This window comes from Gracilimonas sp. (assembly GCF_017641085.1).
GTDB lineage: Bacteria > Bacteroidota > Rhodothermia > Balneolales > Balneolaceae > Gracilimonas.
The window spans coordinates 228,725-254,892 of the sequence record NZ_JAEPPI010000003.1 but is presented as its reverse complement, the minus strand read 5'-3'; the positions used below and the strand labels follow the sequence as shown (position 1 = coordinate 254,892).

The following is a 26,168-nucleotide window of genomic DNA, read 5'->3' as shown; positions in this document are numbered from 1 at the left end:
ACAACAATCATCAAGACTATGAGTTTTAAGAGAGCTTTATTTGCACTGTGTGTTGGAGTCTTCCTTTTTTGGGGAACCTCCAATTCCTATGCTCAAGACTATTATGTGTATGTAGCCGCAGAATCAGACGATGAAGTTCATCTGGTACATTTCGACGGTGAAACTCAGAAGGGTGAAATTGCAGAAACCATAAGGGTGGGTACCTGGCCTCAGGAAAACGAAGGGCCGCACGGTCTCACCGTCTCCCCGGATGGAGAGCATTGGTTTGTAAGCATTGCCCACGGAATGCCCTACGGTAAACTCTGGAAGTTCGAAACCGGAACCAACGAGTTTATTGGAGAAGTCGAACTGGGCTTGTTTCCGGCCAGTATGGATATTTCCTCAACTACGGGGTTGCTTTATGTGGTTAATTTCAACCTCCACGGAGATATGGAACCCAGTACCGTTTCAGTGGTTGAGCCTGAATCAATGACCCGGCTTTCGGATATCGAAACCGGCATTATGCCTCATGGTTCACGTATTAACAGTTCAGGGACCCGGCAGTATCATGTATCTATGATGACTGACGAACTGATTGAAATTGATACCGAAGCGCTTGAAGTACAGAGAAAACTCAAGCTATCCGGCAAAAAAATGAGTGGAAAAATGTCGGCCGATATGGATCACTCTGGGATGAATCATGGTGAGATGATGCATAAACCGGTTGAAAAACCCACCTGGGCCGATCCTCATCCAACAAAACCCCTGGTGTACGTTGCAGCCAACGGCTCCGATGAGGTTCTCGAGATCAACACCAACAAATGGGAAGTAACCAAGCGATGGAAAACCGGAAAAGCACCGTACAACCTCGAAGTCAGCCACGATGGTAAGCTGTTAGTGGTAACATATAAAGGAGAAGGAGCAACCGGTGTTTGGGATTTGAGCTCCGGCAAGGAACTGGCAAAAATTAAAAACAGCCGAAAAGTAAGCCACGGTGTAGCTATTTCAACCGATAACAATTATGCATTTATTTCGGTTGAAGGCATAGGTGGCGAACCCGGCTCTGTTGATATCATTAACCTGAAAACCTTAGAACGTGTTGATATAGTAGAGACCGGTAAACAAGCCGGAGGCATTATCTTCTGGAAACAGGAGGGTTAGTACTTCGGATTTCTCTGTTAGCATTTAAACCCGGTGACTTCCCAAAAGTGCCGGGTTTTTTATTGCAATGAAATAGAATGGCTAACGCTTCTGCCCTTCTCACCCTCACGTTCGATCACTTCTTTGTCGAGAGATTTTATCGTATATCCAAGCTTTTCGGCCATCCCGATGAGCAGCGGTTCCAGGTTTCCTTTTTCGGTATTAAACCTGACCAGAGCCTCTTGCGTGCGCATGTCAATTTTCTTGATGGCGCGGCCGAGCATATCGGCACATTTCAGAATTTCACCCCCTGAGTACACATTCCGCTCCGATACCGGCGGAGGCGTGAATTTCTTTTTGAAGGTACTCAAAGACCGGATTTCTCCGGATTGGGCATCCGGTTGCAGCCACTCTATGTTATGTTCGACATCACGAATGTAATACGCAAGATATCGGGGCTTTTCACTCTCAATAAAAAAGCTGAATTCCGTAAGCCATACATCCTTCACGTTATCCATTTCCATATCAAACCAAATACCGCCCCCTGGTAAATTCCACACTATTTTATCCTCTTTGGACTTTCTCTTATTCAACACCAGTGGGTAACTGTCCACAAAGGCATCGGTAATATCTTTAAGGTCCGCTTCGGGTGTAACCGTTAAGGCAGGGTGATCTTCGAGTGGATCTACGAAATCAGGTGCATCATTCTCAACTTCACATTCTATATCGCCGATTCGCAAAAGTATGCGGATCAACCCTTCCCGGATTGGTTCTTTAAAGGCTAAAATATCGTTACTCATGCTTGATTGTCGTAGTTCGACCGATAAGGTAGTAAAATTATGAATCCTTTAATCTGAAAATTATTTAACATAAATATTAGCCTTCACTAAATTTTTAGTAAGTCGAAGCAAATTGTTATATTCAAAACAAAAAAATATGGAATTCTTACCAAACTGGTTTTTTGAGCTGAACCCTATTGTACAAGCCTTAATGGGCGGGTTATTTACCTGGGGTGTAACATCGCTTGGAGCGGCTCTTGTTTTTTTCACGAAAGGCATAAACTACAAACTATTGGATGGTATGATGGGCTTCGCTGCCGGGGTTATGATTGCAGCGAGTGTGTGGTCATTAATTATACCCGGAATTGAACTGGCCGAAGCACAGGGTATGATTGGCTGGGTTCCTGCAGCCATTGGTTTTTTACTTGGCGGGGTCTTCCTGAGAATTTGTGATGCCTATGTCCCCCACCTGCACATTGGATTACCACGTGATGAAGCGGAAGGTGTGGACACAAAATGGAAACGAGCCACCCTGCTTGTGTTAGCCATTACCCTGCATAACATACCGGAAGGTTTAGCTATTGGAGTTCTTTTTGGAGCAGCTAGCCTCGGCCTAGATATGGTTGGCGGGGCAACAGTGGCCGGAGCTATTACGCTGGCTATTGGTATTGGTATTCAAAACTTCCCGGAAGGAATTGCCATCTCCATGCCACTTCGTCGTGATGGACTGAGCCGATTAAAAAGTTTCAACTATGGACAGCTCTCCGGTATTGTAGAGCCGGTTTCTGCTGTGATTGGAGCTGCGGCCGTAATTTTCATCACGCCTATCCTCCCTTATGCACTCGCATTTGCCGCCGGCGCCATGATCTATGTAGTGGTAGAGGAATTGATCCCGGAAAGTCAGCTTCACGGAAATGCTGACCTGGCTACTTTAGGTGTAATGGTTGGCTTTGTGGTGATGATGGTATTAGATGTAGCACTCGGGTAAAATTTTTTACTAAAGTATTTTCCAGAGGCATCGATAATAAAGTCGATGCCTTTTTCATTTGTTACTATTTCAAAATTTTCGGGTTTCCGGCAAAAGTTAATTTCGAAAGGTGTTCAAAAAATCAATGCGCATTTCGTACCTTTTACATCTTATTAATTCTAATAAATACGTATTTCATTGAGCGACAATAAGATCATTTTTTCTATGGTTGGGGTAAGCAAAACTTACAAACCCAACAAAACGGTACTTAAAGATATCTACCTCTCCTTCTTTTATGGAGCTAAAATCGGCGTGCTGGGTTTAAACGGTGCAGGTAAGTCCACCCTACTGCGAATTATTGCCGGGAAAGACCAAAACTACCAGGGCGATATCAGCATTCAGAAAGGAATTACTTTTGGGTATCTGTCGCAGGAGCCCAAGCTGGATCCTTCCAAAACCGTAAAGGAAATTGTGGAAGAAGGAGTGCAGGAAACCATGGACCTGCTTAAAGAATATGAAGAAGTGAATGCTGCTTTCAGTGATCCTGATGCTGACTTTGAGAAATTGATTGAAAGGCAATCTAAGCTGCAGGAAAAAATTGATCAGGTTGAAGCCTGGGATATCGACAGTAAGCTGGAACAAGCGATGGACGCCCTTCGGTGCCCTCCCGGCGATACTTCCGTAGAGGTGCTTTCCGGTGGCGAAGCCCGCCGTGTTGCCCTTTGTCGCTTACTGCTTAAAAAACCTGATGTCTTGTTACTGGATGAGCCGACCAACCACCTGGACGCTGAATCCGTTGGCTGGCTTGAACAACATCTGGATCGCTATGAAGGAACTGTTATTGCCGTAACTCACGACCGTTACTTTCTTGACAATGTGGCCGGCTGGATTCTTGAGCTGGATCGCGGCGAAGGGATTCCGTTTGAAGGCAATTACAGCTCGTGGCTGGAACAAAAATCCAAACGACTGGAGCAGGAAGAGAAAGAAGAATCCAAACGTCAAAAAACACTTAAGCAGGAGCTGGACTGGATTCGTCAGAACCCTAAAGGACGACGCGCCAAGAGTAAAGCCCGTATCAACAAATACGAGGAATTACTTTCTGAGGAGCACGAAAAACGCCGTGATGACATGGAGATTTTCATCCCCGCCGGTCCGCGCCTTGGCGATAAGGTGATTGTTGCTGATCATGTGACCAAAGGGTTTGAAGAACGCCTGCTGATTGAAGACATGAACTTCAAGTTGCCTCCCGGGGGTATTGTTGGAGTGATCGGTCCAAATGGTGCCGGTAAAACCACCTTATTTAAAATGATAACCGGACAAGAAGAACCCGACAGCGGAAAGTTGGTAACCGGAGATACCGTAAAGCTTGGCTATATAGACCAGAAGAGACCTCTTGATCCTTCTAAAACAATTTGGGAAGAAATCTCGGGCGGGCAAGACACTATTCAGCTGGGCAACCGGGAAGTGAATTCACGTGCCTATGTAGCCCGTTTCAACTTCAGCGGAAGCGATCAACAGAAAAAAGTAACCGAACTTTCCGGTGGTGAACGCAATCGTGTTCACCTTGCAAAAATGCTGAAGGAAGGCGCCAATGTGCTACTTCTTGATGAACCTACTAATGATCTCGATGTAAATACATTGCGAGCCCTCGAAGAGGCTTTACTGGAATTTGCCGGCTGTGCTGTCGTCATATCTCACGATAGATGGTTCCTCGATCGAATTGCTACTCATATTTTAGCATTTGAAGGAAACAGCCAGGTGTATTGGTTTGAAGGAAATTATGAAGAATACGAAGAGAATCGTAAACAGAGGCTCGGCATTACCGATGACCAGCCTCACCGCATTAAATACAAAAAACTGATGCGTTAATTTTTTTATGGTTTACTACTTGTGTTGGTATTTTATAACACAATAATATTAAGCACTTATGGCTTTAGAGAATGGTAAAAAGCGCCCGGATGTAGATCAGAAAGTTGTTGCTCTTTTTGCGTTCGGCATTGTCTGTGCTATACTACTAATCCTTATCGTTAACATCTCCATTAATACCACATCCGGTGTACGCGGGTATGTTGGTGGGGAAGGTATGTGGACCAAAGCTCAAAAAGAGTCTGTTATCCATCTCACCAACTATATCATCACGGAAAACGAAGAGGAGTTTAATCACTTTAAGAGCGCATTGCGTGTAAACCTTGGTGACCGCACTGCCCGAGAAGAGCTGCTGAAAAACGATTACAATTATCAAAAAGCATATGATGGATTTATCAAGGGGAAAAACCACCCTGAAGACATTCCGCATATGATTAATGTATTCCGAAGGTTTAGCTGGACTCCACAAGTTCAAACTGCCATTGACATATGGACGGAGGCTGATGAAAAAATTACCGACCTCATACACTTTGGAGATTCCATTCGAACTCAGATACAGTCACCTGAAATTAGTTTAGGACAAAAAACAGAATGGGTTACACGGATCGAAAAAATGGATCATGAATTCACCGACCTAGAAGTTCGGTTCTCGGCTGCAATGGGTGATCTGGCTCGTCTTGTCAACTCTGTTTTGCGCTGGAGCGTGATAACCCTTGGGCTTATGCTTATTGGAATCGGCATTTGGCTGGTTTACCGCTTTCTGAACAGTACAAGGGTTTGGATGAAAACCCTCAGGGAGAGTGAAGAACGGTTCAAGCAGGTGCTTTCCAACTCCAAAGACGTACTTTACAAAATGAATTTGGAAGACAGGGAGTACAAATACGTAAGCCCGGCCTTAACCTCCATGTTGGGTTATAAACCTGAGGAATTTCTGGATGGCGGAATCTCGTTCATTTTCTCAAAAATGCACCCCAAAGACCGGGAGCGCATTCAGCAGGTTGTAGAAAAGTATGACCATATTGAAGACAACGAATTCCTCCCTTTCGTTGAGTTCCGGCTTAAAGACAGCTCAGGAAACTGGAAATGGGTCAGTAATGTACGAACACTGGTTCGCGGCTCTGATGGCAAACCCGAGGCTATTATCGGAAGCGTACGGGATATCTCAACACAGAAAAAACAAGACAAACAAATTAAGGAGTCGCTTAAAGAGAAAGAGGTTCTGTTACAGGAAATACATCACCGGGTGAAAAATAACCTGGCTATTATTTCGAGCCTGCTGGAGCTTCAAAAAGATAACGTTAGCCAGGACGTTGAAGACTTGTTGTCTTCCAGCCAGGCGCGCATCAAATCAATTGCCAAGGTACACGAGAAGCTGTATGAGTCCTCTACCCTTTCCAATATTCCGCTGGATGCGTATATCCGGGAATTATCGGAGGAAATAAAGAATGCTTACACAAGCGACAAAAAGAATATTGAGATTCAACTGGACGTGGTTCCTTTTGAAATTGATCTGGATGAAGCAATACCTATCGGACTCATTCTCAATGAGCTAATCAATAATGCCTTCAAACATGCTTTTAAAGATCATAAAGAAGGTGTCATCAGGATTTCACTGGAGAAAAGCGGGTCGGGTATGGAATTAGTCGTTGAGAATAATGGCGACAGCATAGCCGAAGATTTTGATCCGGATCAAAGCGATTCACTCGGCATGACACTGATCAGGGTCCTAATTAAGAGGGTAAACGGAACGCTGAAGATCGAAAGCGGAGAAAGGACACGCTTTATTATTCAGTTTGAGCTGGGTAACTGACTTCGGTTTCCTCTTCCTCAATAGGTTCATTCATCAGCCATTTTAACACTTTTAAAGTATCCCGCGAACTAAGGTCAGCCGTCTCAAAACCCATACCTCCGGCCCCTGATGCCGCCGTCACCGTCAGGTTCTGAATGTCTTTATTCTCCTGGAAAGGATTTTGGCTGGTCTCCGCATTTTGAATCCGGTTCTTTTTCACAATAGCGGTTGTGCGCGACACTACCCGGTAACGCATTCTTAGGATTTTATCTCCAAGCCCAAGGGCTGCATCCTGATATCTCATCCAACCTAAATATCCCAAAAGCGGAATTATCAGCAACGAAAGCCACCCGTACTCCATCAGGTACCAGGCAATCGGAATCAGCGGCAACACAAAATAATTTGGGCGCCGGATGTATCTCCATAATGTATTTCCGGGAGGCCTGATTTGGTATTCCGGCTCTTTGTATTCTTCAAGAAATTCTGCCAGAAAATTGCTGATATTTGAAGATGCGATAAAAGGGACAAGCACAATAGATCGCCCTTTCTGGGTTTGATCGAAGCCGGCACTTTCCACGTACAGCATCCCATATCCAAAAGGCTGACGAATAACGCCCTCTACAAACCGCACGGCCTGGATGCGGTCAAAAGGAACCGTAATATGCTTTCTCTCTACCAATCCGCTGGTGATAATGAGTTCCTTGGAGGTTTTTTCGAGTTGGAAGTCTGAGTACTTAAAAATCACCCCAAGAAACGACAGCGCCCACGATATCACAATAATAGCTATGACGATACCAACGATCAGGGTGACATCGCTGTATCCGGGAAGAGCTTCATATACATATTCTATGGTTTCCTCGTTTATAAACTCATCCATCTGACCAGAAACCGCACCCAGTATGGAAGCAATCAGGCCAAAATTGCCGGAGGTAAAAGCAGCAAAAACCAAATCCTTGGTGGACAATTGCCACCGCCCCTGCACTTCCTCTTCTTCTTCATAAACCTCTTCAGCTTCTTCCTCTCCTTCACCATTGGCGGACCGTTTTTTACGAAGTTCAGACCGCAAAGCTTCTGCATCACCACGCGAAATAGCACTGATTGTAGCCGTTTCGGTACCTCCTCCGGCTGTTTTAACTTCCACTTTAACCAACCCAAACATTCGCTGCAGCAAGCCCTCGGTTATATCGATCACCTGTATGCGGTCTTTAGAGAGGTACATATTACTTTTTACGAGCACTCCTTTTTTAATCTGAAGCTCATCTTCGTGTACCCGATACCGAAACACCACCCAACTCAACACCCCGCTTACAAGCGTAATGGCAATACCACCCAGCAGGAAGTAAATAAAATATCCTTCGGTATTAGAGGTACCGATGAAAAGCAGAATAACAATGGTGATGAAATTCTGTTTTATACTTTCTATCACCCTTGTTACTGCTGCAATGGGATGTTGCCGCTTAAACTCAGACATCATCTTTCACCTTCCGTACAAGTGTAGAAATCTTGGTGCGGAGCTCGTCTGCAGTATCATCGTCAAGAGCAGGAATTTCATGCGTGGTTGCTGCTGTGGATATGGTGACCGACGACAACCCGAATTTCCGATAAACAGGGCCTTGCTTGGTATCCACGTGCTGAACCCGGTTAATGGGAACGAGCGTTCTTTTTTTAATGATAATACCCCGTAGCATGTCGATTTCTTTTTCGGAAACATTATACTTCCATCGCTTCCAACGAATATTGGGGAGCAGCACTCCGGTTAACAAATAAAAGATCAGGGAAGCAAGAAATATAGAACCAAACAGAAGCCAGTCTATACCATGATACCATGGCGTGCCGATACCTAAGTTGTGATTTATAGCAAGAGCCAATTGAATAATAGAGGGGGTAAACCAAAACAATCCAAATAGCAAAGCATTTACCGTCCAGGCTTTGATGGCATTTTTATGGATTCGGGTAGCGGGCTCTTGATTCATGCACTGAATGATTGAAGCATTAATTTCAGCCTGATAATAAAAAAGATAAATGGATAAATGTTCCTAAAAATAGAAAAAGCCACACAATGGTGGCTTTTCTTTTAAAATTGGTAAAGGAAATTACATAGCGTTTTTCTTTTCCTGAATTTCCTGACGGATTTCATGAGAAAGCTTTTTTAGAGTCATTAGACTCTTGCGGGCACGTGTTCCGGCAGCTTTGTTTCCTTTCTCATAAAATTTCTTCATGTCAACTTGCAGTTCTTCTACTACGTTGTTGATATCGTCCATTCTACTCATGTGTTGTACTCCTTAAGATTTAGTTTCGATTAACGGTGCTATATAAAATTAGTTAAGCACCTGCTTTTTTAAATAGTACTGCTTAGTTCTATACAGTATTAAAATCTGCGTTAATTTAATAAATAAGCAGATAAATACATTGTTTTCTTTAATTCTGGATTATAGGCACTTCTTCCCGGGTTGTTCCCTTAACCTCATCCACACCTAACATTAACGCTAATCCCACAACCAAAAGCAACAATATAGCACTCATTCCCCACCTCTGGTTATCCATCAACAAGGTGATCCAACCTACCATAATAGGACCGGCAAAAGTGGTTACTTTTCCAGACAATGCAAACAGCCCATACATTTGATTTCTTTTATCTTGCGGGGCAAGTCTTCCCATAAATGTCCGGCTTGATGCCTGCACGGGACCCACGAATATTCCAAGCAACAACCCCCACACCCAAAACCAGGTCTCCGCTTCCACAAAAAGAACGGCCACCACCGGCACAATCAACCCCACCAACGACCACACGATTGTGTTTTTACTACCACTAATATCATCCAGCCAGGAAAACCCGAAAGCACCCAGTCCGGCCGTTACGTTGAGAGCGATACCGAACATAAAGATCTGACCGGTGTCAAAACCGAAGGTTCCGGCGGCATACACTCCCCCCATCGCAAAAATAGTGGCAAGGCCATCATTATAAAACAAGCGTGCCAATAAAAACTTCCAGATATTCGGCTCCTCTTTAAGCATGGCAATCCCATTTTTGAGTTCCTTCATCCCATCCTTTACCGCCACCGACATTCTTTTATTTTTTGAAGGAACGTCTTCCGTTTTAAAAAACATGGGGAGACTAAAAACAGCATACCACAAGCCGGTGAACAGAAAAGTGATTCTTACATTCTGCAGAGAGCCTTCATCCAACCCAAATACATCGGCACCGTATTCCACAAAACCGAAGTACCCTATAATCAGGCAAACCAGTCCGCCGGCATACCCCATGGCCCAGCCCCAGCCCGACCATTTGCCAATGGTTAAACTGGTGGTTAAATCAGGCAGCATGGCATTATAAAAAATGAATGAGAGCTCGGCTCCAAGTGTAGCAATGAAAGCCATTGAAAGGGCAAACCAGATGAAATCAGAGCTGGGCTCGGCAAACCATAACATGCTGCAACCGATTACACAAAGGGTGGTAAAAAAAGCAATCCAGGGCTTACGTCGTCCCCCCTCATCAGCAATAGATCCTAAAAAAGGAGCTGAAATAGCTATGACAAAACCAGCCAACCCGATCATATTTCCCCACAATGCCGTGCCTGAGGTTTCATTTTCGGCTATGGATTGGGCAAAATAGGCGGCAAACACAAAGGTTTGAATCATCACGAAATAAGCCGAATTGGCCCAGTCATATATAGCCCATGCTAAAAGTCCTTTTGAAGATTTCTCAGGCATAAAAATGTTTTAAGTGGTTGAAGAGCCCGAATATCGGTTTTGGAGGCGGGAATGCAAAATTAAATAACCGTACTTTACCTATACCTGAGTTCTTTAGCTCAGATGTTGATCCTCACAATTCCATCACAAACTTTAAAAGTTCCATAACATTAAAACCCCTACCATCTTATTAAAAAAAGATATGCGCCTGCTTTTACTGATTCTCATTCTTATTACTTCAGCTTGTACCATTCAACAGCAAAAAGAAGAGCCTACCTCTAACTCATTTCCTCAAGCAATGGCCACGCCGGACTGGTATCAGGCTTCTGATTTTGATACGGTAAAAGTATTGTCCTGGAATGTGGAACATTTTGTTGATGATATGGATAATCCTTACATAGACAACAGACGGGAGAATAATCCACCTGACAATATGGAAGAGCGGCGGAAATTATTCGTTGAGATCATTAAAAAAGCGGATGCCGATATTGTGGTTCTTCAGGAATTTGAAAGTGACAGCTATGCTCAACAATTAGCTGAAGAACATTTTCCGGAGTTAGGATATCAGGTTTTTGCCGGCCACGAGAGCAACGATTGGTATATGAATGTAGTGGTGATGAGCCGAATTCCTTTTGGCCTTTTTCACAGCTATGCCACAACAAATACGCCGATTATTGAACAAGTAGATGATGAGGGCAATCCTGCCTCACAGGCATTTACCAACAATCGTATGTGGACCACAGAAGTGTTGGTGAACCCGGACTATTCATTTTATTTAACCGGGGTACATCTGAAAGCGGGCCGTGGTGACCGAAATGAGAATTGGCGACTCGGACAAATCAATCTTTTGCGTGCACACTACAATCAACTGTTGGCGCTTAATCCCGATGAAAATATTCTGGCTGTGGGTGATTTCAACAGCGCACCAGACAGTGATGAATTCCAAGCTTTTCTGGGAACCGGTTCATCCGTTGAATTCGTAGATCCTTTGGCCGGAACCGGAGTGTTCTCTCACCCGGCTGATTCTGCCTTCTGGCGTATTGATCACATCCTTCCCAATAACAACATGAAGAGTGAAGTTGCAGGGGATACTGTGATTGTGAATTACTACTTTTCGCCTGACTCAATGAATATGGCAGCAGACCACCTGCCAATGAGCATAGAGATTATCCCAAAAGACTTATAACTAAGCGGTAACTTCTTCAACCAATTCTTCCGCTCCCTGAATGCAATCCGGCACGGAAACGCCCCAGCGGTAATTACCGCCTAAATGCAGGCCGGGGTTTTCAGTTTCAAATTGTTGAAGCTTTTGTTTTTTCTGCTCGTAACCAACATCAAATTGGGGAATGGCCTTTTTCCAGAGGTAAGATTTAATGAAGGCAGGGGAAGCATCTGTCTCCATCAGCTCACGAAACTCTTTCAAAACTTCTTCTTCCACATCTTCTACCGGCTCGGTTAATATTCCCCGGTCGTGAGCTCCACCGGTCATCAGGGTAGCATGAAAATATCCGTCGGCCGTCAGTTCGGGGAAGATACTTGATTTCCAAATGGCACCCAGCAGTCTGATGCGCTCTTTTCTTGGCACCAAAAATCCGAAGCCTTCTGGTTCTGTATTGATATCAGATGCTTTGAAGAGTACCTGGGTGGATAGCATCGGGGCATAATCAATGTCAACAAGTTCGGCAGAAAGCTCCGGTTCAAATCCACCCAGCATATGCCCTAAACTGTACGCAGGGATACAAGAGATAATATTTTTTGAAGTGTATTCATCTTCCTCCGTCATAACCCTGTACCCTGATTCGGTCTTCTCCAACATTTTCACTTCATCATATATGATATGATCTGAAATTCTTTCGGTGAGGGCGTTCGTCAGCTGCTGGACTCCTTTTTTAAAGGAAAGCACCATCGGTTTTACCGTTTTGCTCTCTTTTTTTGAACGAATGGCTCCCCAGGCAATGGAGCCGTAATCCTGCTCATATTCCGAAAGTTTGGGCAGCACCGATTTTTTACTCATCCGATAGATATTGCCGGCATAGATGCCCGAAAACACCGGGTCCACCAGGTAATCCACGGCTTCTTTGCCGATTCTCCGCTCCAAAAAATCCCCGATACTTTCATCCCCGCCTGATCTTTCCCCGATAAACGGCTCTTTAAGCAGCCGAAGCTTTCCTTTAGGAGATAAAATCTTTGTAGAAATAAGAGAGCTTAAACTTGGCGACAATGCTTCAAGCGTCCGATCTCTAACTATAAAGCGCGTTTTAAAGGCTTCTGAAATTTGGATCAGGTCATCTGTAAGCTCTAAGTGTTTAGCCAATTTTCGAATTTGGCCATTTCGATCGCGCAGGGAATTAGGCCCGAAATCCAATACCGATCCATTAGCCATTTTGGAGGTTATAACCCCCCCGGTTTCAGCCTGCTTTTCGAATAGCTTGAACGGAATTCCTTTTTGGTGAAGAAACCAGGCCACAGAAAGCCCCGAAATGCCTCCACCCAGAATAATAACTTCCTGTGAAGTTAAGTCACTCAAGCCGCCTCTACCTTTTTCACCTTAAGCTTTTCTGCGCACCATTTTTCAAGTGTGTCTATCCAGAGGTCACTATCGTTTACACAAGGAATCAGGATTAAATCTTCTCCTCCGGCTTCCACAAAGTCTTCCTTACCGCGGATACCAATCTCCTCCAGCGTCTCGATACAGTCTGAAATAAAAGCCGGACAGCAAACCGCTACTTTCTTCACGCCTTCTTCCTCTGCAAGTCGTACCAGTTCGGCATCGGTGGCCGGGGTAAGCCAGGGGTCGATTCCCAATTTCGACTGAAAAGCCGTGCTATAAGTAAAGTCCCTGCTATCCAAATCCAGATACTCGGCAGCATTCTTCGTAGTCATTAAATCCTGATGGCGGTAGCAAAAGGTATGCGCCGGTGAGTTGACGTTACAGCAGTCTTCGCACTTCAGGCAGTGATCGCCGGTGATGTCCCGCTTCTTAATTTGCCGCTCCGGCACGCCATGATAGGAAAACAGCAGGTGATCGATATCATGCTCATCAATATATGGACGAATACTTTCACCCAGCGCTTTCACATAATCCGGATCGTCATAGAAAGCATCCTTAAACTCTACCTGCAGGTTGGGATACTTACTCTGCCAAACTTCTTTGGCTTTCTCGATCACGGTTTCGGTTGTGGCCATCGCATATTGCGGATAAAGCGGAATTAAGAACACGCGATCCAGATTGGGGTTCTTTTCCATCAATTCATCAAAACCTGCTTCTATGGATGGGTTTCCATATCTCATTCCCATCGAAACAGGGATATCATCACCCAACCGCTGCTTAAGCTTATCAATCACCCGCTGGGTAATTACGATCAGGGGCGAACCTTCATCCCACCATATCAATTCATAGGCCTCACCCGATTCTTTGGGGCGAAAGGGTAAAATAAAAGCTTCTACAATGGTTTTACGGATGGGAGCCGGGAAGTCGATTACACGTTTGTCTGTTAAAAACTCTCTCAGATACACTTTTAAGTCTGCGGGTTCATAACTATCGGGTGATCCGAGGTTAACCAATAAAATTCCAGTGTTCGATTGTGCCATGCCTGAATTTGATCTATGTTTAGTGTACAGTTAAGCAATAACTTTATTTAATGTGAAGAAAGTATGAATTCCGATAAAAACAGCTCTGTATTAATTGTTGGCTGCGGTTGGGTGGGAAAAAAATTAGGTGAAAAACTTATCAATGACGGATTCACCGTTTATGGAACTACCCGGTCTTCCTCTAATTTCTCCGAATTAAATGAAGCGGGCATCAAGCCGGTAAAATTAGAACTACCTGCCAAATCCCTATCTGAAATTCGTTTACCTGAAGTTGATTCAGTGCTCATCTCCATTTCTCCGGGACGAGGAGAAAACCGTGATGAATACCCAACCGTTATCGGACAACTTTCTCAGGTTCTGGCTGAAAGAAACGTACAGGTGCTGATGTATAGTTCCACATCCGCCTATGGAAATGCAACTAATGAAGTAAAAGAAACAGATGCTGTGCCGGACCGCAACAGTAAGAATACCATGATAGCTGCTGAAGGTGAGCTGCTTGAGTATATTCCTGAGGCCGTCATACTGCGCCTATGCGGGTTGTATGGAGAAGACCGTCATCCTGCAAAATATATGGCCGGCCGAACCGACATTGCTGACGGCGATGCCCCGGTGAACCTTGTTCATCGTGAGGATGTCATCCAGGTTACCCAAAAAATTATTTCTGAAAATATTCGTGGGGAAATATACAATGTGTGTTCAGGTTCGCATCCGAGTCGATCCGAGATTTACACTGTTGTTGCGGAGCGACTGGGACTTAAAAAACCTACCTTTGTTGAAGGCGGAGCCGATGGGAAAACCGTTTCATCCAAAAAGCTGATAAACAGATTTGACCTGGAATTTCTGCATCCTGATCCGATGGAATTTGAAGCTCTAGATTAGAAAAATTCTTCAAGAAGAGTTCTAAACTTTACTCTGTTTTTAAAGTCCCCTCTTCCTCCAGAAAATCCAGCGTGTCGGCTGCATGCCGGAGATGTGGAATTACAATACTCCCACCTACAATTAAGGCCACATTTAATGCATCAACAATTTCGGCTTTGGTTGAACCGGCTTTGGCACACTGCTCCAGGTGATAGTCGATACAGTCGTTGCAGCGCAACACCGATGAGGCCACCAGACCCAGCAGTTCTTTGGTTTGAGTGGAAAGGGCTCCGTCACGATAGGTATTGGTGTCCATATTGAAAAAGCGCTTGATGCCCAGATGATCCAGGTCCATCACTTTCTCGTTCTGCTCGGCTCTTTTTTCTCTGAATAGTTCCAGTCTGTTTTTATCTGACATAGTCTGTTAATTTGATTTGCCTCTGATAACAAAACACAAAATAGGCATGTTCGTGATAAATAGTTGTGAGGTTTGAGTAGTGAGTGATGAGTATTTTTCCTCACTACTCACTACTCATGACTCATATTTGTATTCACCCTTCACTTAGCTATCTTTTTTTGTTTTTGAGATTTAATGGCAAAATGCATGTTCTGGAATAAAAAAGAAGCCAAGCACAAACTGGTCGTTATTGGAGACAGCCTTTCGCAGGGGTTTAACAACGGTGGTATTTACCGCACCGATGTTAATTTTCCTTCTTTTCTGCATCGCTGCATTGAACCAACACCCGATTTTGACCAACCCAGCTTTACCGCTCAGGCCGGCATCCCCTTAAACCTTGAAGTGTTGGTTCGGGGAATGTCGGAAGAGTTCGGGGATGAAATTACCTGGAATGAATATTTGCCCGCCGCCACTCACATGCTGAAAACCCTGAAGCGGATTAAAAAATACTGGGAAGGCGGCTTAAAAGACCTTGCCGTAGAGCGAAGTTCACCTTATCACAATCAATCGGTGTGGGGGTTCAACATAAGCGACTCCTGGGTTGTGAATGAGCAAAACAGCCGGCATCACATTCAAACTAACCCCGAAAGGTTCACCGTTTTTGATATGCTCCCCGAGCATGCCAAATTCACCACTGCCCGGCTGGTTTTGAATCCAGCCCTGAAGAAGGACAACGAACTCCAAACCCGAAGCCAATTTGATAATGCAAAGGTACTGGCTGATGATGGCGGTATTGAGAACCTAATTGTGTGTCTTGGCCACAATAACATGATTGCGGCTATTACCGACTTAAAAATGATCTGGACCGAAGATGATAACCTGGAAGTATTTCCCGGAAAACGAACCCACACGGTTTATCGCCCCGAACATTTTGAAATTCAGTACCGGAAACTTGCAGAAAAAGTCTCGAAGCTGAACGCTAAACGAGTCTTTGTACCCACCCTGCCCTATGTAACCATTCCACCGGTTTGCCGGGGAGTGAATTCGGACCTGTCCAGCAAGCGCCTCGGATATTTTGACTATTACACCCGCTTCTGGATTTGGGATGAAGATTTCGATCCTGAAAAGCATCCGCATTTAACAAAAGATCAGGCTATTCAGCTCGACCTAACCATGGATGAGTACAATAAGATCATCCGGGAAGTAGCCGATGAATACGGATGGTCGGTAGTACCCATGGCTAAGAATGTAGCCGGGTTGGCTCGTCGGCGTTTAGGAGGGGAGCTGGTTAGGGATCTACCAAAAGGACTGGCCGATGCCTTATTAAAACAAGAAAGCACCGCACACCTTGTGGATGAGGATGGCGACATAAAGCTCAGTACCGATTTTATTCGTCTTGATAAAAACGGACAGCTTTACAAAGGTGGCATCTTCAGTTTAGATGGGCTTCACCCTACCACCATTGGATATGGGCTAATGGCGAATGTGTATTTAAAAACCATGGCCAAAGCGGGTGTTAAATTTCAGCACTCCATCGACTGGGATGAAGTTGTTCGCGAAGACACGCTGGTAAGTAACCCTCCCAAATTATTGGCAGAGCTGCGGTATGTACTCCGCTTCCTGGCAATGGGAAATCAGGAAAAATTCCTCAATTTTAGCAAAAATATTCTCGGCCAGGCCATGGATTTGGTCTCTCCTCGTCAAAAAGAGTAACTATCCAACCCGGAGGTCTTCAAGTAGTCGATTATATTTGGTCTTCAGGGTTTCCAGTCCGTCTTGCATTTCGTCTTTTACTTCCTTCCATTTATCCTTTCCTGATTCCTGAAGCTCGGCTAAATCCTCTTTGAAGGAATCCCGTTCGCCTTTAAGCTTCTCAAGTTTTTCTTCTGCTTTTTCACGAGCCTCTTCTGACTTTTCCTTCAACTGTTCTTCGGCTTCGGAAATATCCTCATTCATTTTCTCCAGCGTACGTTCCGCCTCTGCAATGAATTCCTCTCTGGTTTGTTGAACATCATTCCTGGCTGATTCTACCGTATTTTCAACTTCTTTACCCACATTCTCAGCATTCTTGTTGGTCTTTTCAGAACAAGCTGTAAACAGTAGCATGGTCGCAGTGATTAAAAGAATTAGTCTGCTCGTAAACATCGTTTTCCTGTATTTGATTGGGGTTATTCACTTTAGTGAATTGAAATTATCCTGACTTGTTCCGGGATTTAATGTATGAGAGAAATTAATTTAGATTTATTCTACATAAGCTTTGATTTGGTTTAAAACTCTCCTTAACTTAGAATCGATCTAAATAAAAATAACAATCTATTTTTCAAGACATGTTCCGACTCAAATCCTTTTTAACACTATTCTTAGTTTCATCTATACTTATTTCCTGCGACAACAATGACGGTACAAAAATCGAAGTACCCTCATCTTATGAATTCACCCGAAACGGCGAATCGACTGTGTCATTCTCCGGTCAAACCACTCGTATCCAAATGGGGCACGAATTACTTCCGGCGATGCTGGACTTCGAAAATTCTACCGAACAGCTTTTGTTACGAATGTACCGCAACCAATCAGAAAACGGTGGCGATGTAGATCCGTTTGAAAGCGCTGAGCTGAACACTGCTACCAAAAATATTAAAGGAAAAGTAGCGGCTTCCACCGATTTCTTTTCAAACAACACAGCCGTAAGTGCGGAAATCAAGAATCAGTTTGAAACATGGATATCTCTTCAGGTTGAGGAAGTATTCCCAAATAGAAATACGCTGGCTGCACCCGGCCAACCCGGACAAATTGCCGATGGTTCTTCTACCCGTTACGTAAATGGGAAAGGATTAGAATACAATCAGTTGGTGGGTAAAAGTTTGATTGGCGCCCTGATGACCGACCAAATGCTCAACAACTATGTGAGTGTTTCTGTGTTAGACGCCGGCACTAACCGTGAAGACAACAACGACGGAAACCTGGCTGAAGGCAAAAATTACACCAATATGGAGCATAAATGGGATGAAGCTTATGGCTACCTCTTCGGCACCTCTGCTGATCCTGCAAATCCACTGGCTACCCTTGGTGAAGACGACAGCTTTCTGAACAAGTACCTGGCCCGCCTGGATAATGATGATGATTTCTCCGGCATTGCTCAGGAAACTTTTGATGCTTTTGCATTAGGTCGCGCTGCCATTGTTGAAGGGCAATATGATGTACGCGATGAACAAGCAGACATCATCCGTGAAAACATTTCCATCCTTATCGGAGTGCGTGCTGTTTACTATCTGCAGTCAGCAAAAAATATACTTGCTGAGGAAACACCTGATTACGGTGCTGCTTTTCACGACCTGTCAGAAGCTTACGGATTTATTTACAGCCTGCAGTTTACACGAGTGCCCGGCTCCGACAGCCCTTACTTTACCAAAACAGATGTTGACGCATTCCTTGCACAGCTTGAAGAAGGAAACGGACTTTGGGACATAACTCCTGAAACACTCGACAACATGTCTGCTGAAATTGCCGGCCAGTTTAGCTTCACTGTAGAAGAAGCTGCCAACTAATAGTTAATCTATTTTTTTCTCGCTGGCACCTGAACGAAATCGGGTGTCAGCTTTTTTTGCTTTAAAAAGATACATACCATGAAGAAATTTTCGCTTTTATTACTCACTGTGTTATTGGTTTGGAGTTGTACCGATAACGGACCCTCCGGTCCCGATGCAGACGATTTTAACCGGGAAGCCATTTTGGTAAACTGGGCTGATAACATCATTATCCCGTCTTATACTAATTTTTCTGAGGCTACCGAGCAACTGCATACTGATGCTGCTACCTTTTCAGAATTTCCTACCGCGAGCAACCTTCTCACACTTCGGACTTCCTGGGAATCAGCTTACCTCGCTTTCCAAACTGTTTCCATGTTTGAGACCGGCAAACCCATGGAACTTCGCTATCGGGACAACCTGAATATTTACCCGACCGACACCACCGAAATTGAGGATAACATTGAGTCCGGATCATACAACCTGGAACTGCCATCGCTCAACAACAGCCAGGGATTTCCTGCTTTGGATTATTTATTGAATGGATTGGCCGAAGAAGACACCGAGATCCTGACTTTTTACACCACCCATCCTGAGGCCGAAAACTATCGGCAGTACCTGACCGACCTGACATCCCGCATCGACTCTCTTACTAATGAAGTGCTTGCTGACTGGACTTCCGGCTACCGCGATGAATTTGTGAGCAACTCCGGAAACGGGGCCAATTCCTCACTCGATATGATGGTAAATGACTATATCTATTACTACGAGAAACATCTGCGCGCCGGCAAAATCGGCATTCCCGCCGGTGTGTTTTCCGGTTCACCGCTGAGTTCTCATGTGGAAGCTTATTACAGTGGTGATTTCTCTAAAGAGCTTTTTAATGCCTCCCTTGATGCCACCCAGAACTTTTTCAACGGAGTGCATGTCAACCAGCCCAATCAGAGCGGAGAAAGCCTTGACGACTACCTTGATTATCTGAACACGATGAAGGAAGGAACTGATCTTACCACACTCATTAACAACCAATTTGATGCAGCCCGGGAGCAGGCCTCATCACTTAACAAAAGTTTTGCAGGGCAGATTGAATCGAACAATACAGCCATGCTTGCCACCTATGATGAACTGCAGATGAATGTGGTTTACCTGAAAGTTGATATGCTGCAGGCGCTGAATATAAACGTGGACTATGTTGATGCCGATGGTGATTAACCAGTGAGCATTTCTTCAATCCGATCATATCTGACTACCTCAACCAATGCTGCTCCGCTGGCTGTTTTCCGAATTTTTTTCGGTCTGCTTATGCTGATCAGCATTGTTCGGTTTGCAGCCAACGGCTGGATTGAAAAGCTCTATATAGAACCACAGTTTTTCTTTTCTTACTACGGATTTGAATGGGTTCAGCCTCTTGGAGACTGGACCTATCTTATTTTTGTGATCTGTGGGCTGTGTTCCATTTTTGTGACACTGGGATATAAATATCGGTTTTCGATCCTCGTCTTTTTTCTCAGCTTCACCTATATCGAGCTGATGGATAAGACTACCTACCTCAACCACTACTACTTCATCAGTATCCTCAGCTTTTTGATGATTTTTCTCCCGGCTCATGCCTACTATTCCTTAGACGCCCGGAAGAATGAAACGCTGAGATCACAACAAGTACCCAAGTGGTCGATCGATTCGATCAAGCTTCTGCTTTTTATCGTGTACTTTTATGCGGGGCTGGCCAAACTCAATTCCGACTGGCTGTTTGAGGCAATGCCCTTACAAATATGGCTGCCCTCCAAGTATTCCATCCCATTGCTGGGCGACCTCCTTCAGCAAAGCTGGACACACTACGCATTTGCCTGGGCCGGGGCTATCTACGACCTCAGCATTCCCTTTTTATTGCTGATTCGCAAAACACGGATTTTTGCATTTATTCTCGTGGTCATTTTTCATGTATTAACCCGGGTACTTTTCCCGATTGGGATGTTCCCTTATATCATGATTGTTAGCACGCTCATATTTTTTGATGCCGGACTACATAACCGAGTACTGGACTATATTTCCAGATGGTTTAACATCACAAAGTCCTTTTTTGATAATGGAAAAGCGTATTCATTCCCACAACAATGGGTTCGAAAAGCTTCGTTAGCAGTGGTTTCCGTTTTCTTTGTACTCCAGCTTCTCATTCCTTTCCGATACCTGCTTTATCCGGGCGAATTATTTTGGACGGAAGAAGGCTACCGGTTTTCCTGGAGAGTGATGCTGATGGAAAAAGTCGGATATGCGAATTTCAAAGTTGTTAACCCTGATTCAGGCCAAAGGTTTTATGTGGACAACACCGAGTTTCTCACCCGCTTTCAGGAAAAACAAATGTCGTTTCAACCCGACTTCATCCTTGAATATGCCCACTTCCTGGAAGACCACTACCGGCAAGAACTCAGAATTGATGACCCCAAAATCTACGTTGACAGCTACGTGGCTTTAAACGGACGAAGTAGTCAGCGCTATGTAAACCCGAACGTGGACCTTACCGAAATTGAACCCTCACTGAAACACCGAACCTGGTTACTCCCTTTTGATGATGAAATTAAAGGCCTTTAGTTTTTTTGCCTTATGTGTATTGTTTGCTCTACCAGCAGCAGCCCAGATAAACTTTTCCGGCTACGTTGTAGAGAAAGAAACCGGAGAACCAATCGAAGGCGTAGATATTTACAATAACGATGCCGGAAAATCTTATGTGACCAATGAAGAAGGTTATTTCGAAATCAAGGATTTGCCTTATGGTAACCTGAACCTGTTTTTCTTCAAACTTGGGTATAAGATTATCAATCGAACTTTTGTACCTGATGCCAACAATGCGGCCATCACCATTGAGCTTGAGAAGCTTTCGGAGGAAATGTCCGAAATTGCTGTTATAGATCAGCGAGATAAAGTTTTTGCCATCAAACGGCTCCGGGAAGTTGAGGGTACTTCCATTTATGCGGGAAAGAAGAACGAAGTTATTTCTCTCGACCAAATGGTGGCGAATACCTCAGCCAATAACGCCCGGCAGATATACGGACAAATATCCGGGCTCAACATTTTTGAGTCAAATGATGCCGGCCTTCAGCTGAATATCGGCGGTCGGGGCCTCGATCCCAATCGTTCATCCAATTTTAACATCCGGCAGAATGGGTATGATATCAGTGCCGATGTACTTGGTTATCCTGAAAGTTACTATACACCCCCGGCTGAGGGCTTGGCTGAAATCCAGGTAATTCGCGGAGCTGCCTCCCTGCAATACGGCACTCAGTTTGGAGGGCTGGTGAACTTCAAAATGAAGAAACCTGCCGATGACAAACGCGTTGAAGTCACTTCCAGGCAATCGGTCGGCTCCAATGCTTTATTTACTTCCTTCAACAGCGTAAGCGGGACCTCCGGCAAAGTTGGATATTACGGATATTACAATTACAAAAATGGGGATGGCTTTCGGCCAAACTCCGGGTTCGAGTCCAATAACTTATACCTTTATTCTGATGTTCAGATATCTGAGAAAACCAACATCGCTCTCGACTTCACCTACCTGAACTACCTTGCCCAGCAGCCGGGCGGTTTGACTGACGCCCAGTTTTACCGGGACCCAACAGTCAGCAATCGTACCCGTAACTGGTTTGAGGTTGACTGGAAGCTGGCCTCCCTGAATGTTGAACACGAGTTTTCCTATAAAACCAAGCTCAGCTTTCTGGTGTACGGACTTGATGCTTCCCGAAAATCGGTGGGATTTCGTACCAATCGGGTTTCTCAGCAGGATGACCCTAACGCTCCCCGCGACCTCATCCTCGGCGATTTCAACAACTGGGGAACCGAAGTCCGTTTTCTGAACCGCTACCGAATCGGTAATAAAAACGCCGTGTTTCTGATCGGAAGTAAATGGTATCAGTCGAAAAACACCTCCGTTCAGGGACCCGGGACTACAAGCAGCAAAGCCGATTTCACCCTGGCCGATGAGCAATTCCCGAATTACCCGAATCAATCCGACTTCACCTTCCCGAACCGTAACCTTGCTGTTTTCGGAGAGAATATTTTTTACCTGCAGGATAACATTTCTATTACGCCGGGGTTCCGGTTTGAATACATCCGAACGCAGAGCCAAGGTACATTTAAGAGAGTGAACTTTGACCTGGCCGGAAATCCTATTCAAAATCAGACTTTTGAAGATGACCGTACGTTTGAGCGGCATTTTGTATTACTGGGTGCCGGCGTCAGTTATCTGCCTGATAGCGAAACCGAACTTTATGGTAACTTTTCCCAAAACTATCGCTCTGTAACCTTTAATGATATTCGCATTGTAAATCCCACCTTTCAGGTCGACCCGGATATTACTGACGAAAGCGGGTTTACCTCGGATGTTGGAATTCGTGGCAGAATCGGTGAGAGTGTTTCATACGACATCGGCGGTTTTGGCTTGCTTTATGATAACCGAATCGGGGAAGTGTTACGGGCAGAAACGCGAATCAATGCCGATGGAGAAAAAGAAGAAACGGGTCGTGTGGTGCGCTATCGTGGAAATATAGGGCAGGCCTTTATGTACGGACTGGAAAGCCTGATTGAAGTGAATCTAATGCCCCTGTTTGGTAATAAAAATCGGGATGTGAAACTGAGTGTATTTGCCAATACCGCCATCACAAAATCAGATTATATCGACTCAGAGATTCCCGGGGTTGAAGGTAATCAGGTCGAATTTGTGCCTCTGCTGAATATGAAAACCGGACTCAACTTTGGCTATCAAAACCTGGTGGGTTCCATTCAGTACACCTATGTATCTGAGCAATACACCGATGCCTCTAATGCCGAGCAAAACTTTAATGATAATCAAAGTGGTATCCGTGGAGCAATTCCGGCTTATGATGTTTTGGATCTGTCCCTGTCCTGGACGTACAAGAACTTCACTATAGAGTCTGGAATAAATAACGTATTGGATTCCTGGTATTTCACCCGTCGCGCAACCGGGTATCCGGGCCCCGGTATTATTCCATCTCCCCCAAGAACATTCTATGCCACCCTTCAGCTTCAAATCGGGAAGTAAATCATAGCACATTCTTAGAATCTTTCTCCCAGTTCAATGGGTTACACTCGATGTATTGCCGGATTCGGTTCAGTGATCTGTAATTTCGGATGATATGATCATGGAATCGGGACTGCCAACAGAATTCATAACCTTTTCTGTTACACCATCTGGTAACAGATCCTTTATAATTATTTAGAATAACAGATAGAGATCCGGCTTTGGGCTTACCAAATTCCCTGATCTTTTCCTGTGGCATTATGCAATTGCATAATGCCACAGGATTAAAACCATTTTCATCAGGTAATATCTGAATAATGCCATGGATATGATTCGGCATAACCACAAATGCATCTAATCTCACATTCTTAAAGTGGTTGGGAATTTGATTCCAAAAATACCATGCTGCACATCCCTGTTCTGATAACCCCATCTTTCCATCCTTGATTCTGCCAAAATAATGGACTCTGTTTTTTGTACAGATGGTCACGAAATAAAACCATGGATTTCTATAATCCCAGCCATCCAATCGAAGTGGTTTTTGCCAATATTCCATTTCTATTTATTGGTTTCCCTTATAACAGTAAGAGCCCATTCATCACAAAACCTTACAGAATTATTTCTGTGAGCCGGTTTCGCTTTTTCCTTATCTTCTTCATGCTTTTAAAAAATTCAATCAACTATTCATGAAATTTATTCCTGTTCTTGTGGTAGCTATTGCGGCTATCTCATGCACTTCTACCCCTGATAAAAAACCATATAACCCTGAAGCTGACACCCTGAAATATGCTCAGGAAGTACATCTTCGCAATGTTCAACAGTTAACTTTTGGTGGGGATAATGCCGAAGCTTACTGGAGCTACGACAGCGATAAGTTGATTTTTCAATCCAACAATCCGGAGTGGGGCGTGGAATGCGACCAGATCTTTTACATGGATATTTCTGAAAAAGAGCCCGGCTTTGAACCGCCTATGATCAGTACAGGAAATGGCCGAACCACCTGTGCCTATTTTCTGCCCGGCGATTCTACCTTTGTGTACTCATCCACTCACGCTGAGCAAATGGAATGTCCCGCTACCCCTGAGCGTGGAGCGGGCGGTGCGTACGTTTGGCCCATTTACGACAGTTACGACATTTACAAAGCCGACCTGAACGGAAACATCATCGCCAAACTTACCGATGAACCCGGTTATGATGCCGAACCCACCGTTTCTCCGAAAGGTGACAAAATTGTATTCACTTCCACCCGAACCGGTGATCTGGAGTTATTCATAATGGATACCGATGGTTCAAATGTAATTCAGATTACGGATGAACTTGGTTATGACGGCGGGGCTTTTTTCTCGCCCGATGGCAGCCAACTGATTTTCCGGGCTTCCCGACCCGAGACGGAGGAAGAGATTGCCAAATACAAATCTCTGCTGGCAGATGGACTCGTTGAGCCGACCAATATGGAGCTTTTTATAGTGAATGTGGACGGAACCGACCTTCGACAAATTACCGACCTTGGCAATGCCAACTGGGCGCCCTATTTCCATCCTTCAGGCGAGAAAATTCTATTCTCTTCCAATCATCAATCCCAGCGTGGTTTTCCGTTCAACATTTTCATGATTAATGTAGATGGAACCGGACTTGAACAAGTCACCTTTGACGACGCCTTTGACTCCTTCCCCATGTTTTCCCCGGATGGTAAAAAGATCGTGTTTTCATCCAACCGAAATAACGGCGGAGACCGGTCAACCAACGTTTTTGTGGCTGACTGGGTAGATTAGAAAATTACTCTTAACAGATATCCTAAAGCCCGATTTATAATTTAAATCGGGCTTTTTAACTTTGAATCAACCCCCCAATTAGTTACTATTTAGCATCCCCTAACAGTCCGAGGGTGTTATGAAATTCAAAGCAAAATTATCTTTCCTTCTTTTTACCGGGCTTTTATTTGTGGGGTGCTCATCCTCTAAAAATTTACCAACCCGTACTGATTTTTCTTTTGAGTATAACCAAAACACCTACCATATTATCAGTATATCTGCTCCCTCAGGTGAAGGTTATAATTACCTGATTCAGTATGAGAATGACGAATCCGTACTCCGGTCTATGGACACCAACCAGGACGGCATCATCGACCTTGTGCAGTATGGGGAAATTTCTCTGGAAGAAGCCAATACCATTTATACGTATGGAATTCAGGTGGCCATAGAGCAGCAAAAGTTTAAAGCACGCAAAGAGAAACGTATCTTCACTCATACCGAAAACAACCTGAAGTACACCCTTCAAACCTTTGGGTATTACACCGACTTACTGTACAACAAATTTGAGATTACCAACCTTACCACCGGCGATGAAGAGCTTTTCTTTGATATGGACGCCGATGGAGAGTTGGATACCATCGAACAAAGTGACCGTACAGTCAAAGATGCACAGGAGATCTATCAAAGAATTCTTCAGATTGGAATAGACCGTGATATGGTAGTGTTCCGGTTTGATAAATTTATCGTCCTGATTATTCCGCAAGAAAAAGCTTCCTGATTTTTTGACCGAAATTTATTCGGAGAA

Annotated in this window: 23 protein-coding genes; 13 read left to right on the top strand and 10 right to left on the bottom strand. The window is 44.4% G+C overall.

Going from position 1 to position 26,168, the window contains the following annotated elements:
• The first annotated feature begins 18 nt into the window (after window positions 1–18).
• Window positions 19–1,140 carry a YncE family protein gene (locus JJ941_RS12110; RefSeq protein ID WP_290965574.1) on the top strand — a complete coding sequence of 374 codons (1,122 nt, stop codon included), beginning with the start codon at window positions 19–21 and terminating at the stop codon, window positions 1,138–1,140.
• A gap of 59 nt (window positions 1,141–1,199) precedes the next feature.
• On the opposite strand, the gene JJ941_RS12105 is transcribed toward JJ941_RS12110, so the two are convergent.
• Window positions 1,200–1,919 (bottom strand): hypothetical protein, encoded by a 720-nt coding sequence (locus JJ941_RS12105; RefSeq protein ID WP_290965571.1) that lies wholly within the window; start codon window positions 1,917–1,919, stop codon window positions 1,200–1,202.
• 136 nt (window positions 1,920–2,055) lie between these two features.
• Here JJ941_RS12105 and JJ941_RS12100 point away from each other — a divergent pair, with 136 nt between their 5' ends.
• The 3 genes from JJ941_RS12100 (at window position 2,056) to JJ941_RS12090 (ending at window position 6,541) form a co-directional block, all read left to right on the top strand.
• Window positions 2,056–2,886, top strand: coding sequence for a ZIP family metal transporter (locus tag JJ941_RS12100; RefSeq protein ID WP_290965568.1), 831 nt, complete (start codon window positions 2,056–2,058; stop codon window positions 2,884–2,886).
• A 171-nt stretch (window positions 2,887–3,057) separates the two neighbouring features.
• A complete protein-coding gene (gene ettA, locus JJ941_RS12095; RefSeq protein ID WP_366069378.1) occupies window positions 3,058–4,734 on the top strand; it encodes an energy-dependent translational throttle protein EttA in 1,677 nt (558 codons plus the stop codon).
• A gap of 58 nt (window positions 4,735–4,792) precedes the next feature.
• Window positions 4,793–6,541 carry a histidine kinase dimerization/phosphoacceptor domain -containing protein gene (locus JJ941_RS12090; RefSeq protein ID WP_290965563.1) on the top strand — a complete coding sequence of 583 codons (1,749 nt, stop codon included), beginning with the start codon at window positions 4,793–4,795 and terminating at the stop codon, window positions 6,539–6,541.
• Here the strand turns inward: JJ941_RS12090 and JJ941_RS12085 are convergent.
• From JJ941_RS12085 to JJ941_RS12070, 4 genes are all read right to left on the bottom strand, one after another.
• Window positions 6,516–7,994 (bottom strand): PH domain-containing protein, encoded by a 1,479-nt coding sequence (locus JJ941_RS12085; RefSeq protein ID WP_290965560.1) that lies wholly within the window; start codon window positions 7,992–7,994, stop codon window positions 6,516–6,518. The two genes, JJ941_RS12090 and JJ941_RS12085, sit on opposite strands and share 26 nt — an antisense overlap.
• Window positions 7,984–8,493, bottom strand: a complete 510-nt coding sequence (locus tag JJ941_RS12080) for a PH domain-containing protein (RefSeq protein WP_290965536.1) — start codon at window positions 8,491–8,493, stop codon at window positions 7,984–7,986. Before JJ941_RS12080 ends, JJ941_RS12085 begins: the two co-directional genes overlap by 11 nt.
• Window positions 8,494–8,613: 120 nt before the next feature.
• A complete protein-coding gene (locus JJ941_RS12075) occupies window positions 8,614–8,790 on the bottom strand; it encodes a histone H1 (protein WP_255133022.1) in 177 nt (58 codons plus the stop codon).
• A 148-nt stretch (window positions 8,791–8,938) separates the two neighbouring features.
• Window positions 8,939–10,231, bottom strand: coding sequence for an MFS transporter (locus tag JJ941_RS12070; protein ID WP_290965533.1), 1,293 nt, complete (start codon window positions 10,229–10,231; stop codon window positions 8,939–8,941).
• 181 nt (window positions 10,232–10,412) lie between these two features.
• Here JJ941_RS12070 and JJ941_RS12065 point away from each other — a divergent pair, with 181 nt between their 5' ends.
• Complete coding sequence (locus JJ941_RS12065; RefSeq protein ID WP_290965530.1) at window positions 10,413–11,396, top strand: endonuclease/exonuclease/phosphatase family protein; 984 nt, start codon at window positions 10,413–10,415, stop codon at window positions 11,394–11,396.
• Here the strand turns inward: JJ941_RS12065 and hemG are convergent, their stop codons facing one another.
• On the bottom strand, window positions 11,397–12,737 hold the full coding sequence (hemG, locus tag JJ941_RS12060; RefSeq protein WP_290965527.1) for a protoporphyrinogen oxidase: 1,341 nt from the start codon (window positions 12,735–12,737) through the stop codon (window positions 11,397–11,399).
• Window positions 12,734–13,801: a ferrochelatase gene (hemH, locus tag JJ941_RS12055; protein ID WP_290965524.1), complete on the bottom strand. Its 1,068-nt coding sequence runs from the start codon at window positions 13,799–13,801 to the stop codon at window positions 12,734–12,736. The genes hemG and hemH overlap by 4 nt, the downstream gene beginning before the upstream one ends.
• Window positions 13,802–13,864: 63 nt before the next feature.
• On the opposite strand from hemH, the gene JJ941_RS12050 reads away from it, so the two are divergent.
• Complete coding sequence (locus JJ941_RS12050; protein WP_290965521.1) at window positions 13,865–14,680, top strand: NAD-dependent epimerase/dehydratase family protein; 816 nt, start codon at window positions 13,865–13,867, stop codon at window positions 14,678–14,680.
• A gap of 28 nt (window positions 14,681–14,708) precedes the next feature.
• Here JJ941_RS12050 and JJ941_RS12045 read toward each other — a convergent pair whose 3' ends face one another.
• Entirely contained in the window at window positions 14,709–15,077 is a 369-nt protein-coding gene (locus tag JJ941_RS12045; RefSeq protein ID WP_290965518.1) for a carboxymuconolactone decarboxylase family protein, read from the bottom strand.
• Between the two features lie 186 nt (window positions 15,078–15,263).
• Between JJ941_RS12045 and JJ941_RS12040 the strand changes: the two genes are divergently transcribed.
• Window positions 15,264–16,769, top strand: coding sequence for a hypothetical protein (locus tag JJ941_RS12040; protein ID WP_290965515.1), 1,506 nt, complete (start codon window positions 15,264–15,266; stop codon window positions 16,767–16,769).
• On the opposite strand, the gene JJ941_RS12035 is transcribed toward JJ941_RS12040, so the two are convergent.
• Window positions 16,770–17,162, bottom strand: a complete 393-nt coding sequence (locus JJ941_RS12035) for a hypothetical protein (RefSeq protein ID WP_290965513.1) — start codon at window positions 17,160–17,162, stop codon at window positions 16,770–16,772. It lies immediately after the preceding gene.
• A gap of 221 nt (window positions 17,163–17,383) precedes the next feature.
• Between JJ941_RS12035 and JJ941_RS12030 the strand changes: the two genes are divergently transcribed.
• The 4 genes from JJ941_RS12030 to JJ941_RS12015 all read left to right on the top strand — a co-directional run bounded on the left by JJ941_RS12030 (window position 17,384) and on the right by JJ941_RS12015 (window position 23,633).
• Window positions 17,384–18,601 (top strand): DUF4856 domain-containing protein, encoded by a 1,218-nt coding sequence (locus tag JJ941_RS12030; RefSeq protein WP_290965510.1) that lies wholly within the window; start codon window positions 17,384–17,386, stop codon window positions 18,599–18,601.
• A gap of 78 nt (window positions 18,602–18,679) precedes the next feature.
• Window positions 18,680–19,792, top strand: a complete 1,113-nt coding sequence (locus tag JJ941_RS12025; protein WP_290965506.1) for an imelysin family protein — start codon at window positions 18,680–18,682, stop codon at window positions 19,790–19,792.
• Window positions 19,793–19,795: 3 nt separating this feature from the next.
• Window positions 19,796–21,169, top strand: a complete 1,374-nt coding sequence (locus JJ941_RS12020; RefSeq protein WP_290965504.1) for an HTTM domain-containing protein — start codon at window positions 19,796–19,798, stop codon at window positions 21,167–21,169.
• On the top strand, window positions 21,147–23,633 hold the full coding sequence (locus tag JJ941_RS12015) for a TonB-dependent receptor (protein ID WP_290965501.1): 2,487 nt from the start codon (window positions 21,147–21,149) through the stop codon (window positions 23,631–23,633). Before JJ941_RS12020 ends, JJ941_RS12015 begins: the two co-directional genes overlap by 23 nt.
• Before the next feature lies 1 nt (window position 23,634).
• On the opposite strand, the gene JJ941_RS15320 is transcribed toward JJ941_RS12015, so the two are convergent.
• The gene (locus JJ941_RS15320; RefSeq protein ID WP_290967784.1) at window positions 23,635–24,168 is read right to left on the bottom strand and encodes a transposase; all 534 of its coding nucleotides are present in this window, start codon (window positions 24,166–24,168) and stop codon (window positions 23,635–23,637) included.
• 130 nt (window positions 24,169–24,298) lie between these two features.
• Here JJ941_RS15320 and JJ941_RS12010 point away from each other — a divergent pair, with 130 nt between their 5' ends.
• On the top strand, window positions 24,299–25,384 hold the full coding sequence (locus JJ941_RS12010) for a hypothetical protein (protein WP_290965499.1): 1,086 nt from the start codon (window positions 24,299–24,301) through the stop codon (window positions 25,382–25,384).
• Window positions 25,385–25,502: 118 nt separating this feature from the next.
• Window positions 25,503–26,141 (top strand): hypothetical protein, encoded by a 639-nt coding sequence (locus JJ941_RS12005; RefSeq protein ID WP_290965497.1) that lies wholly within the window; start codon window positions 25,503–25,505, stop codon window positions 26,139–26,141.
• Window positions 26,142–26,168: the final 27 nt, after the last annotated feature.

What these genes read in the sequence shown, in the direction of transcription:
- JJ941_RS12080 (WP_290965536.1), bottom strand. Translation starts at nt 8,493, where the DNA reads ATGAATCAAGAGCCCGCTACCCGAATCCATAAAAATGCCATCAAAGCC.
- JJ941_RS12010 (WP_290965499.1), top strand. Translation starts at nt 24,299, where the DNA reads ATGAAATTTATTCCTGTTCTTGTGGTAGCTATTGCGGCTATCTCATGC.
- JJ941_RS12105 (WP_290965571.1), bottom strand. Translation starts at nt 1,919, where the DNA reads ATGAGTAACGATATTTTAGCCTTTAAAGAACCAATCCGGGAAGGGTTG.
- JJ941_RS12045 (WP_290965518.1), bottom strand. Translation starts at nt 15,077, where the DNA reads ATGTCAGATAAAAACAGACTGGAACTATTCAGAGAAAAAAGAGCCGAG.
- JJ941_RS15320 (WP_290967784.1), bottom strand. Translation starts at nt 24,168, where the DNA reads ATGGAATATTGGCAAAAACCACTTCGATTGGATGGCTGGGATTATAGA.
- JJ941_RS12065 (WP_290965530.1), top strand. Translation starts at nt 10,413, where the DNA reads ATGCGCCTGCTTTTACTGATTCTCATTCTTATTACTTCAGCTTGTACC.
- JJ941_RS12015 (WP_290965501.1), top strand. Translation starts at nt 21,147, where the DNA reads ATGATGAAATTAAAGGCCTTTAGTTTTTTTGCCTTATGTGTATTGTTT.
- JJ941_RS12025 (WP_290965506.1), top strand. Translation starts at nt 18,680, where the DNA reads ATGAAGAAATTTTCGCTTTTATTACTCACTGTGTTATTGGTTTGGAGT.
- JJ941_RS12070 (WP_290965533.1), bottom strand. Translation starts at nt 10,231, where the DNA reads ATGCCTGAGAAATCTTCAAAAGGACTTTTAGCATGGGCTATATATGAC.
- JJ941_RS12085 (WP_290965560.1), bottom strand. Translation starts at nt 7,994, where the DNA reads ATGATGTCTGAGTTTAAGCGGCAACATCCCATTGCAGCAGTAACAAGG.
- hemH (WP_290965524.1), bottom strand. Translation starts at nt 13,801, where the DNA reads ATGGCACAATCGAACACTGGAATTTTATTGGTTAACCTCGGATCACCC.
- JJ941_RS12030 (WP_290965510.1), top strand. Translation starts at nt 17,384, where the DNA reads ATGTTCCGACTCAAATCCTTTTTAACACTATTCTTAGTTTCATCTATA.
- JJ941_RS12090 (WP_290965563.1), top strand. Translation starts at nt 4,793, where the DNA reads ATGGCTTTAGAGAATGGTAAAAAGCGCCCGGATGTAGATCAGAAAGTT.
- JJ941_RS12005 (WP_290965497.1), top strand. Translation starts at nt 25,503, where the DNA reads ATGAAATTCAAAGCAAAATTATCTTTCCTTCTTTTTACCGGGCTTTTA.
- JJ941_RS12050 (WP_290965521.1), top strand. Translation starts at nt 13,865, where the DNA reads ATGAATTCCGATAAAAACAGCTCTGTATTAATTGTTGGCTGCGGTTGG.
- JJ941_RS12075 (WP_255133022.1), bottom strand. Translation starts at nt 8,790, where the DNA reads ATGAGTAGAATGGACGATATCAACAACGTAGTAGAAGAACTGCAAGTT.
- JJ941_RS12100 (WP_290965568.1), top strand. Translation starts at nt 2,056, where the DNA reads ATGGAATTCTTACCAAACTGGTTTTTTGAGCTGAACCCTATTGTACAA.
- JJ941_RS12110 (WP_290965574.1), top strand. Translation starts at nt 19, where the DNA reads ATGAGTTTTAAGAGAGCTTTATTTGCACTGTGTGTTGGAGTCTTCCTT.
- JJ941_RS12040 (WP_290965515.1), top strand. Translation starts at nt 15,264, where the DNA reads ATGTTCTGGAATAAAAAAGAAGCCAAGCACAAACTGGTCGTTATTGGA.
- JJ941_RS12035 (WP_290965513.1), bottom strand. Translation starts at nt 17,162, where the DNA reads ATGCTACTGTTTACAGCTTGTTCTGAAAAGACCAACAAGAATGCTGAG.